At 65.0% G+C, this 15,561-nt stretch carries 10 protein-coding genes; 6 read left to right on the top strand and 4 right to left on the bottom strand.

The window, feature by feature from the left end:
- Nucleotides 1–114: 114 nt before the first annotated feature.
- Both ACQR1Y_RS16130 and ACQR1Y_RS16125 read right to left on the bottom strand, forming a co-directional pair.
- Nucleotides 115–387, bottom strand: coding sequence for a hypothetical protein (locus tag ACQR1Y_RS16130; protein ID WP_434875878.1), 273 nt, complete (start codon nucleotides 385–387; stop codon nucleotides 115–117).
- A gap of 39 nt (nucleotides 388–426) precedes the next feature.
- The gene (locus tag ACQR1Y_RS16125) at nucleotides 427–1,365 is read right to left on the bottom strand and encodes a GlxA family transcriptional regulator (protein WP_434875877.1); all 939 of its coding nucleotides are present in this window, start codon (nucleotides 1,363–1,365) and stop codon (nucleotides 427–429) included.
- Between the two features lie 126 nt (nucleotides 1,366–1,491).
- Here ACQR1Y_RS16125 and ACQR1Y_RS16120 point away from each other — a divergent pair, with 126 nt between their 5' ends.
- Nucleotides 1,492–2,223, top strand: coding sequence for a DJ-1/PfpI family protein (locus ACQR1Y_RS16120; RefSeq protein WP_434875876.1), 732 nt, complete (start codon nucleotides 1,492–1,494; stop codon nucleotides 2,221–2,223).
- Nucleotides 2,224–2,481: 258 nt separating this feature from the next.
- Here the strand turns inward: ACQR1Y_RS16120 and ACQR1Y_RS16115 are convergent, their stop codons facing one another.
- Nucleotides 2,482–2,892, bottom strand: a complete 411-nt coding sequence (locus tag ACQR1Y_RS16115; protein WP_434862426.1) for an NADH:ubiquinone oxidoreductase subunit NDUFA12 — start codon at nucleotides 2,890–2,892, stop codon at nucleotides 2,482–2,484.
- A 156-nt stretch (nucleotides 2,893–3,048) separates the two neighbouring features.
- Here ACQR1Y_RS16115 and ACQR1Y_RS16110 point away from each other — a divergent pair, with 156 nt between their 5' ends.
- The 3 genes from ACQR1Y_RS16110 (at nucleotide 3,049) to ACQR1Y_RS16100 (ending at nucleotide 8,976) form a co-directional block, all read left to right on the top strand.
- Nucleotides 3,049–3,744 (top strand): BA14K family protein, encoded by a 696-nt coding sequence (locus ACQR1Y_RS16110; RefSeq protein ID WP_434875875.1) that lies wholly within the window; start codon nucleotides 3,049–3,051, stop codon nucleotides 3,742–3,744.
- Nucleotides 3,745–4,192: 448 nt separating this feature from the next.
- Nucleotides 4,193–6,472 (top strand): CHASE3 domain-containing protein, encoded by a 2,280-nt coding sequence (locus ACQR1Y_RS16105; protein WP_434876026.1) that lies wholly within the window; start codon nucleotides 4,193–4,195, stop codon nucleotides 6,470–6,472.
- A 218-nt stretch (nucleotides 6,473–6,690) separates the two neighbouring features.
- A complete protein-coding gene (locus ACQR1Y_RS16100) occupies nucleotides 6,691–8,976 on the top strand; it encodes a CHASE3 domain-containing protein (protein WP_434875874.1) in 2,286 nt (761 codons plus the stop codon).
- On the opposite strand, the gene ACQR1Y_RS16095 is transcribed toward ACQR1Y_RS16100, so the two are convergent.
- On the bottom strand, nucleotides 8,939–9,832 hold the full coding sequence (locus tag ACQR1Y_RS16095) for a DMT family transporter (RefSeq protein ID WP_434875873.1): 894 nt from the start codon (nucleotides 9,830–9,832) through the stop codon (nucleotides 8,939–8,941). The two genes, ACQR1Y_RS16100 and ACQR1Y_RS16095, sit on opposite strands and share 38 nt — an antisense overlap.
- Nucleotides 9,833–10,546: 714 nt before the next feature.
- Here ACQR1Y_RS16095 and ACQR1Y_RS16090 point away from each other — a divergent pair.
- Both ACQR1Y_RS16090 and ACQR1Y_RS16085 read left to right on the top strand, forming a co-directional pair.
- Nucleotides 10,547–14,311, top strand: a complete 3,765-nt coding sequence (locus ACQR1Y_RS16090) for a vitamin B12-dependent ribonucleotide reductase (protein ID WP_434875872.1) — start codon at nucleotides 10,547–10,549, stop codon at nucleotides 14,309–14,311.
- Nucleotides 14,312–14,456: 145 nt separating this feature from the next.
- Complete coding sequence (locus ACQR1Y_RS16085; RefSeq protein WP_434875871.1) at nucleotides 14,457–15,479, top strand: DUF4238 domain-containing protein; 1,023 nt, start codon at nucleotides 14,457–14,459, stop codon at nucleotides 15,477–15,479.
- The last annotated feature ends 82 nt before the right edge of the window (nucleotides 15,480–15,561 follow it).

The following is a 15,561-nucleotide window of genomic DNA, read 5'->3' as shown; positions in this document are numbered from 1 at the left end:
CATCGCCGGATGCAAACCACGCGCCGACATTCCTGAACATCTACAAAGCACGCCGGCCCTGCAGCGGACCTTCTGCGGCTGCGAGTTTCATCTGGTGAGACCACGCCGCTCCGCTCAGACCGACAATCCGCTGCACGTGAGAATGACGCGCGTCACGCGCCAGACCCAATTGTTACCGTCGCGCGCCGCCTGCACGCTGAACACGCGCTGCTTCCAGTGCGGGTCATGCGCGAAGCGGATGTTCTCGATCACGAAGTCCTGCTGCTGCCGCTTCCATTCGAGCGCCCAGGCGAGATGCGCCTCCTCCAGCTGCTGCCGCAGCTTGGAGAATTCGATCACATAGGGCGACGGGACGATGATCCCCAAGCTCATCGAAGTGCCGGCCATCGCGCGACCTCCGCGATCTCTTACGGACCTCGGCTGAGCCTATCCGGCCCGCGCCGCACGCCGCAAGGCCTGCGGCGGCTGGCCGAAGGCGCGGATGAAGGCGCGGCGCATCCGCTCGGGATCGCGAAAACCGGTCGTCTCCGCCACCAGCTCGATCGGCTGATGCGAGGCCTGCACGTGATCGCGCGCGACCTCGAGCCTGAGCCGCTCGATCGCCTTTGACGGCGTGGTGCCGGTCTCGGCGACGAAAGCACGGGTGAAGTGGCGCGTGCTCATGCCGGCGCGATCGGCGAGATCATCAACCGTCAGCGGTTCGTCGAGATGCTCGCGCGCCCAGGTCAAGAGCTCGGCGAAACGCCCGCTCGGCGCCTTCAGCTCGAGCAGCGAGGAGAATTGCGACTGGCCGCCGCTGCGCCGGTGATACAGCACGAGCTGCCGCGCCGTCTTCCGCGCGATCTCCTCGCCGTGGTCGTCCGCCACCATGGCGAGCGCGAGATCGATGCCCGCGGTGATGCCCGCCGAGCTCCACACCTGGCCGTCGCGCACATAGATGCTGTCCGGCTCCAGTTTCACGTTCGGATACATGCGCAGGAATTGACGGGTGCGCTGCCAATGCGTCGTTGCCCGCCGTCCGTCGAGCAGGCCCGCTTCGGCCAGCACGAAGGCGCCGGAGCAGATGCTGGCGATGCGGGTGCCGCGCTGGGCGACCTTGCGCACGAAATTGAGCGTGCAGGCATTGCGGCTGGCCGCCTCCACGCCCTCGCCGCCGGCGATCAGCAGGGTCTTCAGTCCCGACACCCGACCAAACTTGCGCGCCAGCATCTCGGCGCCCGATGACGACCGCACCGGCCCCGGCGTCGCGGCGACCACCCTGATCGCAGGCGCGGCGCCCGTGTAGCGGGCCGCGATCTCGAACACCGAGATGGGCCCGGCGGCATCGAGCAGCTGGAAGTCGGGAAAGATGAGCACGCCGATCATGCGGGTCGCTCCACCAAGGGATGTACTGAATGGCTTGGCTGAAATCGAGGGAACTTCGCCATATTAGACAAGCAGCGGATCATGCAGGGTGTTTCCCGTCAACCCGTAACGTCAGGGAGCGCCGTCATGGCCGAACCGCTGTCCATCGCCCTCGTCCTGTTTCCCAACCTGACCCAGCTCGACCTCACCGGCCCGGTCCAGGTGTTCTCGAGCGTGCCCGGCGCCACGCTGCATCTCGTCTGGAAGCGAATCGAGCCGATTCCGACGGACTCCGTGCTCACCTTGATGCCGACGACGACCTTCGCCGAATGCCCGCAAGCCGATGTGATCTGCATTCCCGGCGGGTTCGGTGTCGACGCCATTCTCGGGGATGCCGAGGTGATCGGCTTCATCCGCCGCCAGGCCGAGGGCGCCAAATACATCACCTCGGTGTGCACGGGCTCGCTGGCACTCGGCGCGGCCGGTCTGCTCGACGGTTATCGCGCCGCGACGCATTGGAGCGCGCGCGAGTGCCTGCCGCTGTTCGGCGCAACCGTGAGCAAGGAACGGGTCTGCATCGACCGCAATCGCATCACGGGCGGCGGCGTCACCGCGGGCATCGATTTCGCGCTGACCGTCGTGGCGCAGCTCGTCGACCGGCCGACGGCCGAAGCGATTCAGCTCAGGCTCGAATACAACCCCGAGCCGCCCTTCACCGCGGGCTCGCCGGACACGGCGCCACCGGAGGTGCTGTCACGCATGCTGGAGCGGATCGCGCCCTTCCGGACGCGGCGTGTCGAAGCGGCGGAGCGCGCCGCGGCCGCCTTGAACACCGCCGTCCCCTCAACATCCTTGAAGGCAGCCGTCCCCTCAACATGATGTGTTTCCAGGGAATCGCGTCTGCCCGCCTCGCGAACGCTTCCGCAGCGTGCAGCTTCGAGGTCAGCCCCGCTGCCACCCTCCCCTGGAGGGGGAGGGGGAGGGTGAGACCGAGACGCGGCGCCTTGCCATCGTGACCGTCGGCCGCTGGCTATTCACTCACAGCAACGGGAGCGCTTCGTCGGAATGGTCGCGGCGCAACAAAAAGGCCGCCCGCGAGCCAGACGGCCTGTTGCCGATCATCCACAGCAATTCGAATCAGCTGCCGGGAGTCCAGGGCTGATAATCGCCGGTCGCCTTGGGACGGCGGCCGCTGGCCAAGGTCGAGCCGGCCGGACGATAGGCCAGCGCGGTGCCCGTCAGGTTGGGCTGATGCGGCTTCTCCCACTCGCGCGGCTTGTAGCCGTCCTGAGTCGGCGGCACGTCGACCGTATGATGCATCCAGGCGTGCCATTCCGGCGGAATGCGGCTGGCCTCGGCCAGGCCGTTGTAGATCACCCAGCGGCGCTCGAAATGCAGCACCGGATCGATCTTGCCGCCGGCGGTCCGATAATAGCGGTTGCCCTGCGCATCCTGCCCCACGAGCTCGCCGAAACGCCAGGTCCACAGCTGGGTGCCGAAAGTCTGGCCGTTCCACCACGTGAAGAGCTTGAGAAAGAACTGTTTCATGCGCCGAGGCCGGTTCTGTGAGGATGGGCTCTGATGCCACCCCGCTTGCGACTTGTCCAGTGTTGCGGGCGATTGGCCGCGGTCCTGCACCGCCTTGCCCGGGGAACGACATCCCCCGCCGGCGGTTGGATCACTTTCCCTGATGGAGTCAGATCGATGACCAAGCTGAAGACATTAAGCGCCGTGGCGGCGATGGCGCTGATGCTGCCGCTCGCGACGGCGACGACGAGCTTTGCACAAGGTGGCGGCCCTGGCGGTGCGCGCGGCGGCGGAGGCGCGGCCATTGGTGGCGGTGGCGGCGCAGCGATGGGTGGCGGAGGTGCAGCCGTCGGCGGCGGTGGCGGCGCAGCCATGGGCGGTGGCGGACGTGGCGGACTGTCGGCGGCACCAAGCCCAAGCATGGGCGGCGGCTTTGCCGGCCGTAGTCCGGGAATCAGCGGAGGAGCATTCGCAGGTCGTGGCGGCGGCGGACCGGGCGCGGGCAGCGTTGCCGCCAATGTCGGCGGCGGCGGCTGGAACCGCGGCGGCAACTGGCATGGCGGCGGAGGCAACTGGCAAGGCGGCGGCTGGCGCGGTGGCCACGGCTGGCATCATCGTGGCGGCGGCTTCTGGCCGGGTGTCGGTGTCGGCGTCGGCATCGGTCTTGGCAGCAGCTACGCCTACTACAATGATCCGTATTATTACGGCCCGAGCTATTACTCCGACTACTCCTACTACGATGACTCCGAGCCCGTCGCAGTCGTCGGCACCGAGGGTCGCGATGCGAGCTACTGCGCACGCCGCTACCGCTCCTACGATCCGGCGTCGGGGACCTATCTGGGCTATGACGGCAACCGCCATCCCTGCCCGTAACGCCGACATCGACGTTTGAAACAGCGAAAGCGGCGAGGCCTCCCCTCGCCGCTTTCATTTTGTGTCCGATGCTTGTTCGTCGTGTGTCCGTCACGCCACGTTACCACCGGATTTTTGCCGAAATTTCGAATTTGTGCTACCCGACGTGCAGAGGAACCGTGCGTTCCGGTCCAATATCATTGAGCTCGTGATTCTGTTCGTGGGCGATATCACCTGAGTTTTTGCTTTCCGTAGAGACCACTTGAGTTCCGCGAGATCCGCGCAGCGCAGTACCGCTTCCCCGCGGGCTGGGCTGTTGCCCTCGAACGCGCCGGGAACTTCGAACAAGGAGGCGCGCCTTGCCGACATATCTTCATGACCTCCAACGCTCCCGGCTCCGAGCCAATCACCGGTTGGCCCGTCGCGCGCCCGAGCGCAGCCGGTTCAGGTCGACGAAGGCAACATGCGGATGATCCGTCAGCGCCCGGTCTTGGGGCTCGGTCTTGGAACGCTGCTCGCGATCGGCGCCGCGTCGACGGCGCTGGACATCAAGTCGCGCCATGACTCGGCCTGGGTGAACTCGTCGCTGAACATCCTGCAGAAGACCTCCGATCTCCGTCTGCTGCTGCGCGAGGCCGAGGCCACGTCGCGTGGCTATGCGCTCGTCGGGGAGGATCAATTCAAGACCGAGTTCGCCGAGGTCGTCAGCAAGATACCGGTCGCGGTCGCCGATCTGCAGCGCGAGGTCGGCGACAATCCCAATCCGCAAAAGCTTCTCTCCGAAACCCAGGCCCTCATCGCGCGCAGGGTGGAGCTCGCCGCCGAGCTGGTTCGCTTGCGCGCGGCGTCGGACAGTGAGGGCCTTGCGGCGCTCCGGCGCAGCGGCGAGGGCCCGGCTACCATGAGCGCGATCACCGCCAATCTCGACCGCTTTGTCACCGACCAGAGAAAACTGCTGGCGGAGCGATCGGCGACATCGAGAACCACCGGTTCGCTGCTGCTCGGAATCGATCTCTCCGGCCTCGCCCTGCTGCTGCTGCTCGCCGGCTATCTCATTCGCCGGGCCTATCTCCACGACCGGGCGCTTCGCGCATCATTGGTGCGGTCCGAGGCAGAAGCCATGTCGCTGGCCGAGAAGGCGGAGCAGCAGCACCTCGACCTCGTCGAGGCGCATGAGAAGCTGCGTCATTCCGCGGAAATCCTGCAGAGCACCTTCAACAGCATGGCCGAAGGCGTGCTCGTGATCGATGCCGCCGACACCGTCGTGTTCTCCAACCCCGCCGTCGAGCGCCTGCTCGGCTACCATCCCGGCAGCAATCTCACGGAGGTCCGGTCAAAGCTCCGCGTCTACGAGAGCGACGGCATGACGCCGATTGCGCCGCAGGACCTGCCCACCCCGCGCGCGCTGCGGGGCGAGTCGTTCGACCGCCGCGAGCTGATCGTCCATCTGCCCGAGCGCGACGAGACGCTGCGGCTCATGATCAGCGGCCGTCCGCTGCGCGATACGGCCGGCAACATCACCGGCGCGGCCATGGTCTATCACGACATCACCACGGCTCATGAGACCGAGCGGCTGTTGCATCAGGCGCAGAAGCTCGACGCCATCGGCAAGCTGACCGGCGGCGTCGCGCACGACTTCAACAACATGCTGACGATCATCACCGGCACGATCGAGACGCTGGCCGACGAGGTCAGGGACAGGCCGGCCGCCGCCGCCACCGCGGCGCTCATCGGCCAGGCGGCCGACCGCTGCACCGAGTTGATCCGGCATCTGCTCGCGTTCGCCCGCAAGCAGCCGCTGCATCCGCGCAACAGCGACGTCAACAGCACGATCCTCGACATCTCCAAGCTGCTGCGCCCGACACTCGGCGAGCAGATCGAGATCAACTCGATCCTCGAAGAGGAGACGCTGATCGCCCATATCGACTCCGCGCAGCTCGCCAATTCGCTGGTCAACATGGCGATCAACGCGCGCGATGCGATGCCCAATGGCGGCAAGCTGTTGCTGGAATCCCGCCGTGTGGTGCTCGACGAGGCCTATGCCGCGGCCAATGCCGGCGTGGCGCCGGGCTCCTACATCATGGTGGCCGTGAGCGACACCGGCACCGGCATGTCGCCCGAAGTGCGCGACCGCGCCTTCGAGCCGTTCTTTACGACCAAGGGGGCCGGCAAAGGCTCGGGGCTCGGCCTCAGCATGGTCTACGGCTTCGTCAAGCAGTCCGGCGGTCATATCAAGATCTATAGCGAGGAAGGCCGGGGCACCACCATCCGCCTCTACATCCCCGCTCCTCCCGAGCAGGTCGTGACGCCGGCTGCACCCGAGCTGCCGCCGCCGCGTGGCGAGGAGACGATCTTCATCGTGGAAGACGATCTTCTGGTGCAGGACTTCGTCGTGTCGCAGCTTCAGAGTCTCGGCTACAAGACCGTCACGGCGTCGACGGGCGTCGAGGCGCTGGCCAAGATCGAAGCCGGCCAGTCGTTCGATCTGCTGTTCACCGACGTCATCATGCCCGGCGGGGTCAATGGCAAGGAACTCGCCGAGGAAGCGCTCCGGCAGCGGCCCGGCACCAAGGTTCTGTATACGTCGGGCTATACTGACAATGCCATGATCGAGCACGGCCGTATCGATCAGACCGCTTTGCTTCTCACCAAGCCCTATCGCAAGTCGGAGCTCGCTCAAATGGTCCGCCTTGCGCTGAACGGCTCTGCGGACGTCTCGCCAACCCAGCAGCAGGCACACTCCGCCTGACCGCGTCGCGGAATTGGAACTACGAAGGGCATCCGTCGCTGCATGAAGCCAGAGCGATGGAATTAGTTGGAACTCAAAAATGAGTTTGGCAGGACGCCTGCCGTTGATTACAACTCATGACATTTGCCAACCGAAACATTCGCCATTCACGATAGGTACCTCATCATCACGATGATGCTCGACGCACCGAGCGCATTGCGCGCCCTTGGAGCTTGCCGATGATTCGCCGGCGCGTGGCGATCGGGCTCGGCCTTGGTACGCTGCTGGCGATCGGAGCCGCGTCAACCGCGCTTGACATCAAGGCCCGCAAGGAAAACGCCTGGGTCGAGCACACGATGGAGGTCCTTGAGAAAGCCTCCGAGTTGCGCGTCCTGCTCCGGCAGGCCGAGGCCGCCTCGCGCGGGTTTGCGTTGACGAGCGACGAGCACTTCATTTCCGAGTTTCAGGCGACGAGAGACCTGCTTCCGTCCGCCTGGACGGATCTCCGGCAACTGGTGCGCGACAATCCCGGCCAGGCCGAACGGCTCGGACAGGTCGCCGATGTCGTGCAGCGGCGGATCGCGCTGGCCGGTGAACTCATTCGCCGCCATGCCGCACATGATCGCGACGGATTGCAGGCGTTGGCGGCGAGTTCGGCCGGACTCACAGCGATGACGACGATCAACCAGACGCTCAACGCGTTCACCGAGGAGGAGCGCCGGCTACTTGCGGAGCGGGCCGCGATCTCGCGCCGAACGGGAGCGTGGCTGCTGACGATCGACCTCGCCGGTATCGGCCTTCTGCTCCTGATCGCAGCCTATCTCGTGCGCCGTGCCTATCTGTCCGACCGGGCGCTACGCTCGTCCCTCTCCCGGTCCCAAGCTGTCGCGACCTCGCTGGAGGCTCAGGCCCTGCAGCAGCGCGGCGATCTCGCCGCCGCCTATGATGAGCTGCGCCGCTCCTCGGCCATTCTCGAGAGCACCTTCAACAGCATGGCGGAGGGCGTGCTGGTGATCGATCCCGGGGGCACGATCCTCCTGTCGAACCAGGCTGTGGGACAATTTCTCGGAACCGACGTCGGCAAGACTTTCGCCGAGATGGTCGTCGAAAATCTGTTCTACGAGAGCGACGGCGTCACGCAGATCCCGAATGACGAGCTGCCGATCGCGCGCGCTCTGCTTGGGCTGTCCTTCGATCGCCGCGAGGTCGTGGTCAAGCCCACCGATGGCCGGCCGCACTTCCGCCTGATGGTGAGCGGCCGGCCATTGCGCGGCTCCGACGGCGCGATCAACGGCGCTGCGCTCGTGTATCACGACGTGACCGATGTCCGCGAGATCGAGCGACTGCTGCAGCAGGCGCAGAAGCTCGACGCGATCGGCAAGCTCACCGGTGGCGTCGCGCACGACTTCAACAACATGCTGACGATCATCACCGGCTCGATCGAGATGCTGATCGACATCGTCCGCGACCGGCCGGCGGCGGCCGAGCTCGCCGCGCTGATCAGCAGAGCTACCGATCGCTGCACCGAGCTGATCCGTCATCTGCTGGCGTTTGCGCGCAAGCAGCCGCTGCGGCCGCGCGACATCGACGTCAATGCCACCGTGCAGGACATCGCCAAGCTGCTGCGGCCGACGCTTGGCGAGCAGGTCGAGATCAGGACCAGTCTCGCCGACGAGGAGCTCGTGGCCCACGTCGATTCCGCGCAGTTGGCAAATGCCATCGTGAACATGGCGATCAACGCGCGCGATGCGATGCCGGACGGCGGCAAGCTGCTGCTGGAGACGATGAGCACCTCGCTCGACGAGGCCTATGCCGCGGCCAATCCGGGCGTCGCGCCCGGCCGCTATGTCCTGGTCGCGGTCAGCGACACCGGCGCCGGCATGCCGCCCGAGGTCAAGAACCGCGCCTTCGAGCCGTTCTTCACCACCAAGGAGGCCGGCAAGGGCTCGGGCCTCGGGCTCAGCATGGTCTATGGCTTCGTCAAGCAGTCGGGCGGCCATATCAGCCTGTACAGCGAGGAGCGCAGCGGCACCACCATCCGGCTGTATCTGCCGGCATCCAGGGTCCAGCAGCCGTCGGAGCCGGAGCTCGAACACACGCTGCCGAATGGCCACGAGACCATTCTCGTGGTCGAGGACGATCCGCTGGTGCGCGACTTCGTGCTCGGGCAGTTGCGCGGATTGGGCTACACCCTCCTCGCCGCCGCGCACGCCGCGGAAGCCCTGAGCATCGCCGAGGCCGAGCCGTTCGACCTGCTGTTCACCGACGTCATCATGCCCGGCGGCATCAGCGGGCAGCAGCTCGCGGAGACCATCCGGGCGACGCGGCCGGGGCTGCGCGTGCTCTACACCTCCGGCTACACCGACAATGCGATCATCGAGAACCGGCTGCTCGTGCCCGATGCGCTGCTGCTGACCAAGCCCTACCGCCGCGCCGAACTCGCCCAGATGGTCCGCCGCGCCCTCGACGAGGCGCCGGCCGCTGGCGCTAGCCCCGCGTCGCCAGCGCCACCGCCCCCAGCGTGAAGACGAGCGCGGCGATCTGCCCGGCCCCGAGCGGTTCGCGCAGCGCGATCGCCGACGCCACGACGCCGATCACCGGCACTGCCATGGTGCCGATCGCTGCCACCGAGGCCGGCAGCCGCGACAGCGCCGCGAACCAGGCGACATAGGCGACGCAGAACTGGATCACGGTGGAGTAGAACATCAGCGCCCAGTCGAGCTGGTCGAGCTTCGTCCAGTCGGAATGCTCGAGCGCGAAGCCTGCGATCACGATCGGCACGCAGCCGATGCCGATCTGCCAGGCCGCGGCCGACAAAGGCGGCAGCTTGATCGGCAGCTTCTTGGCCATGACCGTGCCGAGCGCGAAGCCGAACGCGCCGCCCAGCACCATCAGGATGCCCGGCAGCTTGTCGCGGCTGGCGTTCAGCCCGTTGGCGCCCATGATCGACGCGAGCCCCGCGAAGGCCAGCACCAGCGCCAGCACGCGCAAGGCCGTCGGCCGCTCGCCGAGAATTGGCCAGGCCAGCAGCGAGGCCCACACCGGCATGGTGTATGCGATCAACGCCGCCTCGCTGGCCGGCAGCCACAGCAGCGCCAGCCCCATCAGCACCATCCAGGCGGTGACGTTGAGCATCCCCGCCAGGATCAGCCGCGGCCAGATTTCGCGGGGCACCGCCAGGCTCTGGCTTCGGATCACCGCGAGCAGCGCCAGCAGCAGCGCGCCGACCACGCCGGTGGTGCCGCGCAAGGTCAGCGGCGGCAGCACGCCGACGAGGTGCTTGGTCACCGGCCAGTTGAAACCCCAGCCGAGCGAGGTGATGGCGAGAAACATCAGCCCGGCGGGCGTGATCCGCCCGCTGGCCGTTGGCTTGTCTGTCATGGAATCAACCGGCGCCGTCTGTGGGACCATCAGCTTGCCGGCGTTTTCCTGACCACACCAGGGATTGTGGGGCATGCCTGCCCCGCGCCCTGCCCGTAAGCCGCCGTGAGTCCCGCCGATGCAAGCAAAACACACCCGCATGCCGCGAATAAATTTGCCCCTGTGAACAGCGGGACGAAGCCCTGTGGACAGCACCTGGAGCAAATTTTTTTGGTTTCGAATCCGTGAGGACTCGTCGATAGTTACGGCCATCACGATACCGGCACGCGCCCTGGTTATCCCGCACTTTCCCCCATATTTAGTGTTTGGTTAGGGAACCCCCACTAGTCCTTGACGGGGGAAGCGGAGTCGTCCTAGCTTCCGGCCCGGTTCGGCGCTTCATCGTGTGTCTCGTTTCGCCGGCCGCTCCCAGAAGGGTTTTGAGGATGACCGCGCCAGAAGGCCAACAGGCCCGGCGTGCGGCTCGTCGTCTGTCCCGCGGCGGGGTGGTCGTGAAGACGGGGCTGCGAGGGCCCCCACTAGATGTGGGGGCTGTCTTGCAGCGGCGATGGAGCCGGACGGCACGCGTGAGGCGTTGAAGAGAGACGGGACCGGGCGACCGGTTGAACTGCGGCGGCACACGAGATCTCGGGGATGGGACTCGCTCGCCACCGCCTTTGGATGCAATGATCCCGGCCGCCAAACGCGGTCCGGCAAGAACAATTGGGGCTCGCGATGCGGATTGAACGGCGCAACACCACCGAAGGGCAGTCGGCCTATCAAGGGATCGACTTCCGCCTGACCACGTCCGAGATCAGGAATCCGGACGGCTCGGTGGTGTTCCGGCTCGAGAATGTCGAAGTGCCCGAGTTCTGGTCGCAGGTCGCCTCCGACGTGCTGGCGCAGAAGTATTTCCGGAAAGCTGGCGTCGCCGCGCGCCTGAAGAAGGTCGAGGAAGAGAGCGTGCCGTCCTGGCTGTGGCGCTCGGTGCCCGACACCGACGCGCTCGCCGCCCTGCCCGAATCCGAGCGCTACGGCAGCGAGCGCTCCGCCAAGCAGGTGTTCGACCGCCTGGCCGGCTGCTGGACCTATTGGGGCTGGAAGGGCAACTATTTCTCCTCCGAGGAAGACGCCGTCGCGTTCTACGACGAGTTGCGCTTCATGCTCGCCAAGCAGATGGTCGCGCCGAACTCGCCGCAATGGTTCAACACCGGTCTGCACTGGGCCTATGGCATCGACGGCCCCGGCCAGGGCCATTATTACGTCGACTACAAGACCGGCAAGCTGACCAAGTCGAAATCGTCCTACGAGCACCCGCAGCCGCACGCCTGCTTCATCCAGGGCGTCGAGGACGATCTCGTCAATGACGGCGGCATCATGGACCTGTGGGTGCGCGAGGCGCGCCTGTTCAAATATGGCTCCGGCACCGGCTCGAACTTCTCGCGGCTGCGCGGCGAAGGCGAGAAGCTGTCGGGCGGCGGCCGCTCGTCCGGCCTGATGAGCTTCCTCAAGATCGGCGACCGCGCCGCCGGCGCGATCAAGTCGGGCGGCACCACCCGCCGCGCCGCCAAGATGGTCGTGGTCGACGCCGACCATCCGGACATCGAGGCCTATATCGACTGGAAGGTGAAGGAGGAGCAGAAGGTCGCCGCTCTCGTCACCGGCTCCAAGATCAACCAGAAGCACTTGAAGGCCGTGATGAAGGCCTGCGTCAATTGCGAGGGCTCCGGCGACGACTGCTTCGATCCCGAGAAGAACCCGGCCCTGCGCCGCGAGATCAAGCTCGCGCGCCGCGCGCTGGTGCCCGACAACTACATCAAGCGGGTCATCCAGTTCGCGAAGCAGGGCTACAAGGACATCGACTTCCCGATCTACGACACGGACTGGGATTCGGAAGCCTACCTGACGGTCTCCGGCCAGAACTCCAATAACTCTGTGTCGCTGAAGGACGACTTCCTCCGCGCGGTCGAGACCGACGGCGACTGGAGCCTGATCGGCCGCACCAACAAGAAGGTCGTCAAGACGCTGAAGGCCAGGGACCTCTGGGAGAAGATCGGCCACGCCGCCTGGGCCTCGGCCGATCCCGGCCTGCACTTCAACACCACGATGAACGACTGGCACACCTGCAAGGCGTCCGGCGACATCCGCGCGTCCAATCCGTGCTCGGAATACATGTTCCTGGACGACACGGCGTGCAACCTGGCCTCGGCCAACCTGCTGACGTTCTACAACACCTCCACCAAGCACTTCGACGTCGGCGCCTACGAGCATCTCTGCCGGCTCTGGACCATCGTGCTCGAGATCTCCGTGCTGATGGCGCAGTTCCCGTCCAAGGCGATCGCCGAGCTCTCCTACGAGTTCCGCACGCTCGGCCTCGGCTACGCGAATATCGGCGGCCTGCTGATGACCATGGGCCTGTCCTACGACAGCAAGGAAGGCCGCGCGCTGTGCGGCGCGCTCTCGGCGATCATGACCGGCATCGCCTACAAGACCTCGGCCGAGATGGCCGGCGAGCTCGGCGCCTTCCCCGGCTACAAGAAGAACGCCGCGCACATGCTGCGCGTCATCAAGAACCATCGCCGCGCGGCGAAGGGCGAGGCCACCGGCTATGAGGCCCTCTCGGTCAACCCGGTGCCGCTCGACCACGCCCACTGCCCGCAGGTCTCGCTCGTCAGCCACGCCATCCAGGCCTGGGACGACGCGCTCGCGCTCGGCGAGGTCAACGGCTATCGCAACGCCCAGGTCACCGTGGTCGCCCCCACCGGCACCATCGGCCTCGTCATGGATTGCGACACCACCGGCATCGAGCCCGATTTCGCGCTGGTGAAGTTCAAGAAGCTGGCCGGCGGCGGCTACTTCAAGATCATCAACCGCGCCGTGCCGGAGGCGCTGCGCGCGCTCGGCTATCGCGAGAGCGAGATCGCCGAGATCGAGGCTTACGCCGTCGGTCACGGCTCGCTGTCCAACGCGCCCGGCATCAACGCGTCGACCCTGAAGGCCAAGGGCTTCACCGATGAAGCCATCGCCAAGGTCGAGAAGGCGCTGCCGACCGCGTTCGACATCAAGTTCGTGTTCAACAAGTGGACGCTCGGCGAGGACTTCATCACCAAGCAGCTCGGCGTCTCGGCGGACGCGCTGGCGTCCCCGACCTTCGAGCTGCTCGCCGCCATCGGCTTCACCAAGCGCGAGATCGAGGCCGCCAACGTGCACATCTGCGGCGCGATGACGGTCGAGGGCGCCCCGCACCTCAAGGCCGAGCACTACGCGGTGTTCGATTGCGCCAATCCCTGCGGCAAGATCGGCAAGCGCTATCTCTCGGTCGAGAGCCACATCCGCATGATGGCGGCGGCACAGCCGTTCATCTCGGGCGCGATCTCCAAGACCATCAACATGCCGAATGACGCCACGGTCGAGGACTGCAAGGCGGCGTATCTCCTCTCCTGGAAGCTCGCGCTGAAGGCCAACGCGCTGTACCGCGACGGCTCGAAGCTGTCGCAGCCGCTGAACTCGCAGCTCATCTCGGACGACGAGGACGAGGACGATGCGGTCGAGTCCTTCTACGAGAAGCCGATGGCCGCGCGTGCCACCCAGGTCTCGGAGAAGATCGTCGAGAAGCTGGTCGAGCGCATCGTGGTGATGCGTGAGCGCGAGAAGATGCCGGATCGCCGCAAGGGCTACACCCAGAAGGCGGTCGTCGGCGGCCACAAGGTGTACTTGCGCACCGGCGAGTATGATGACGGCCGCCTCGGCGAGATCTTCATCGACATGCACAAGGAGGGCGCGGCACTGCGCTCCTTCATCAACAACTTCGCGATCGCGGTGTCGCTGGGCCTGCAATACGGCGTGCCGCTGGAGGAGTATGTCGACGCCTTCACCTTCACCCGCTTCGAGCCGGCCGGCCCCGTGCAGGGCAACGACTCGATCAAATATGCGACGTCGATCCTCGACTACGTGTTCCGCGAGCTCGCCGTCAGCTACATGTCGCGCTTCGACCTCGCCCATGTCGATCCGTCCGAGAGCAACTTCGATGCGCTCGGCCGCGGCGTCGACGAAGGCAAGCCGTCGGAGGACGGCCCGAGCCAGCAGGCCGCAAAATACGTCTCGCGCGGCCTGACCCGCTCCCGCACCGACAACCTCGTCGTGATGCGCGGCGGCTCGTCGTCGAGCACGGCGGCGGTCTCGGCTCCGCATGATGGCAGCCCGTCCGGCCGCGTCACCGCCCTCTCCTCTTCCCGCGCCGGCGACGCCATCGAAGGCGCCGTCGCCCTGAAGCAGGAAGCGCAACACGACCTCTCGCCCACCGAGAAGCTCGAAGCCCTGCAATGGAGCAAGGCCGGCACCGCCAACGCGCAAGTCGCCTCCAAGGCCGAACGCCGCGCCGAAGCCAAGGCCAAGGGCTACGAAGGCGAGATGTGCTCGGAGTGCGGCAACTTCACGCTAGTCCGGAACGGCACCTGCATGAAGTGCGATACGTGCGGCAGCACGACGGGGTGTTCGTAAGGCGTTGACGAAGGGCGGGGGCGGTGATGCACGATCGTCGTGAATAATTGCCATTTTCGCAGCCGAAGAAGGCCGCCGGACAAGGCGGCCTTCAATATAGTGCCTCTTCACACCTTGAGTTCCACACTCAGGAGGCTTCAAGTCAATGAAGGGACCCCGCACGAACTTTCCACGATTCAACCATTACGTTCCACGCTTCATATTGGAGAACTTCGCGCATAAGGGACAACTGTCGATTTTCGACAAGCACACGCAGAAACGTTTCAAACTTCCTCCCTATCGCGCGATGGGAGAGAAGGATTTCACGAACGTAAACATCACTAACCGACTAGTATCATTTGAAGACAAATTCACTTCGATAGAAGACAAGGCAGCTCCGGTCGTTTCGAAGCTTCTTCGGGAGCAATCTTTGTCGCCGCTAAGCGCGACAGAAGCGGAAATGCTTCACAGGCTCGTCATAGTTCAGCTCTTGCGGTCCAAACGGCGCCGCATCGATCAGATGACCGTTACTGCAAATATACGGCGAAGATGGCCAGATATTCACACCAATCCCGTTAAGGAGAAAATAGACGACGAAGAGCTTGAGAAGCTATTTTCACTGGATTTTACATTCTCGAAGCTGGACGACTTTACGTCCACGCTTCTGTCAAAGCATTGTTACTTGATGATACGAGATTGCGCAGGCGATCTCTACATATCCGACGATCCCATCGTTTTTCACAACAGCAAACAGTACGGACCTTACGGAAACATCGGCCTGCTTGTACCCCATATCGAGATTTACTTTCCACTCTCGCCCGAAATCGCACTTGCTTACATGTGCCGCTCATCCGTCGAGGAAATTCGGCGCGAGCAGACGGAGGCGGAAAGCAAAATTGGGGCTACATTTGGAAGGCTCTTTCTTTCATCGACCGGAATAACTGCTTCAGACAAGCTCATACTTGAAAGGGCACGCGCTGAGCTCGAGCGCGCGAAGTCATACCAATCGATGATCTTGAACGAACGCGTGGCTCCGATGAACTCTGAAAATTTGCTCTTCTTAAACTCCCTACAAATACGCAGCTCCGTCCGCTACATTGCGTGCCAGAATGACAACTTTGCGTTTGCCATAAAGGCGCTCGCGGAGAAACCACATTGGAAAGAGGGAGTCGGCGTGAGCATCGCCTAGCAAGCGCGGGGCGGATTCGCGGAGCGTACTCCGCCCTTAACGGGAACGGTGCGTTAAGCTTCGCTGACTAGCTGCCTCTGCA

Origin of the sequence: Bradyrhizobium sp. HKCCYLRH3099 (assembly GCF_051167855.1) — a bacterium.
Taxonomy (GTDB): domain Bacteria; phylum Pseudomonadota; class Alphaproteobacteria; order Rhizobiales; family Xanthobacteraceae; genus Bradyrhizobium.
This window is presented reverse-complemented; position numbering and strand designations above follow the sequence as displayed.

Excerpts from the sequence above, each read along its gene's own strand:
- ACQR1Y_RS16125 (WP_434875877.1), bottom strand. The coding sequence starts at position 1,365 with ATGATCGGCGTGCTCATCTTTCCCGACTTCCAGCTGCTCGATGCCGCC.
- ACQR1Y_RS16120 (WP_434875876.1), top strand. The coding sequence starts at position 1,492 with ATGGCCGAACCGCTGTCCATCGCCCTCGTCCTGTTTCCCAACCTGACC.
- ACQR1Y_RS16085 (WP_434875871.1), top strand. The coding sequence starts at position 14,457 with ATGAAGGGACCCCGCACGAACTTTCCACGATTCAACCATTACGTTCCA.
- ACQR1Y_RS16105 (WP_434876026.1), top strand. The coding sequence starts at position 4,193 with ATGATCCGTCAGCGCCCGGTCTTGGGGCTCGGTCTTGGAACGCTGCTC.
- ACQR1Y_RS16095 (WP_434875873.1), bottom strand. The coding sequence starts at position 9,832 with ATGACAGACAAGCCAACGGCCAGCGGGCGGATCACGCCCGCCGGGCTG.
- ACQR1Y_RS16100 (WP_434875874.1), top strand. The coding sequence starts at position 6,691 with ATGATTCGCCGGCGCGTGGCGATCGGGCTCGGCCTTGGTACGCTGCTG.
- ACQR1Y_RS16130 (WP_434875878.1), bottom strand. The coding sequence starts at position 387 with ATGGCCGGCACTTCGATGAGCTTGGGGATCATCGTCCCGTCGCCCTAT.
- ACQR1Y_RS16090 (WP_434875872.1), top strand. The coding sequence starts at position 10,547 with ATGCGGATTGAACGGCGCAACACCACCGAAGGGCAGTCGGCCTATCAA.
- ACQR1Y_RS16115 (WP_434862426.1), bottom strand. The coding sequence starts at position 2,892 with ATGAAACAGTTCTTTCTCAAGCTCTTCACGTGGTGGAACGGCCAGACT.
- ACQR1Y_RS16110 (WP_434875875.1), top strand. The coding sequence starts at position 3,049 with ATGACCAAGCTGAAGACATTAAGCGCCGTGGCGGCGATGGCGCTGATG.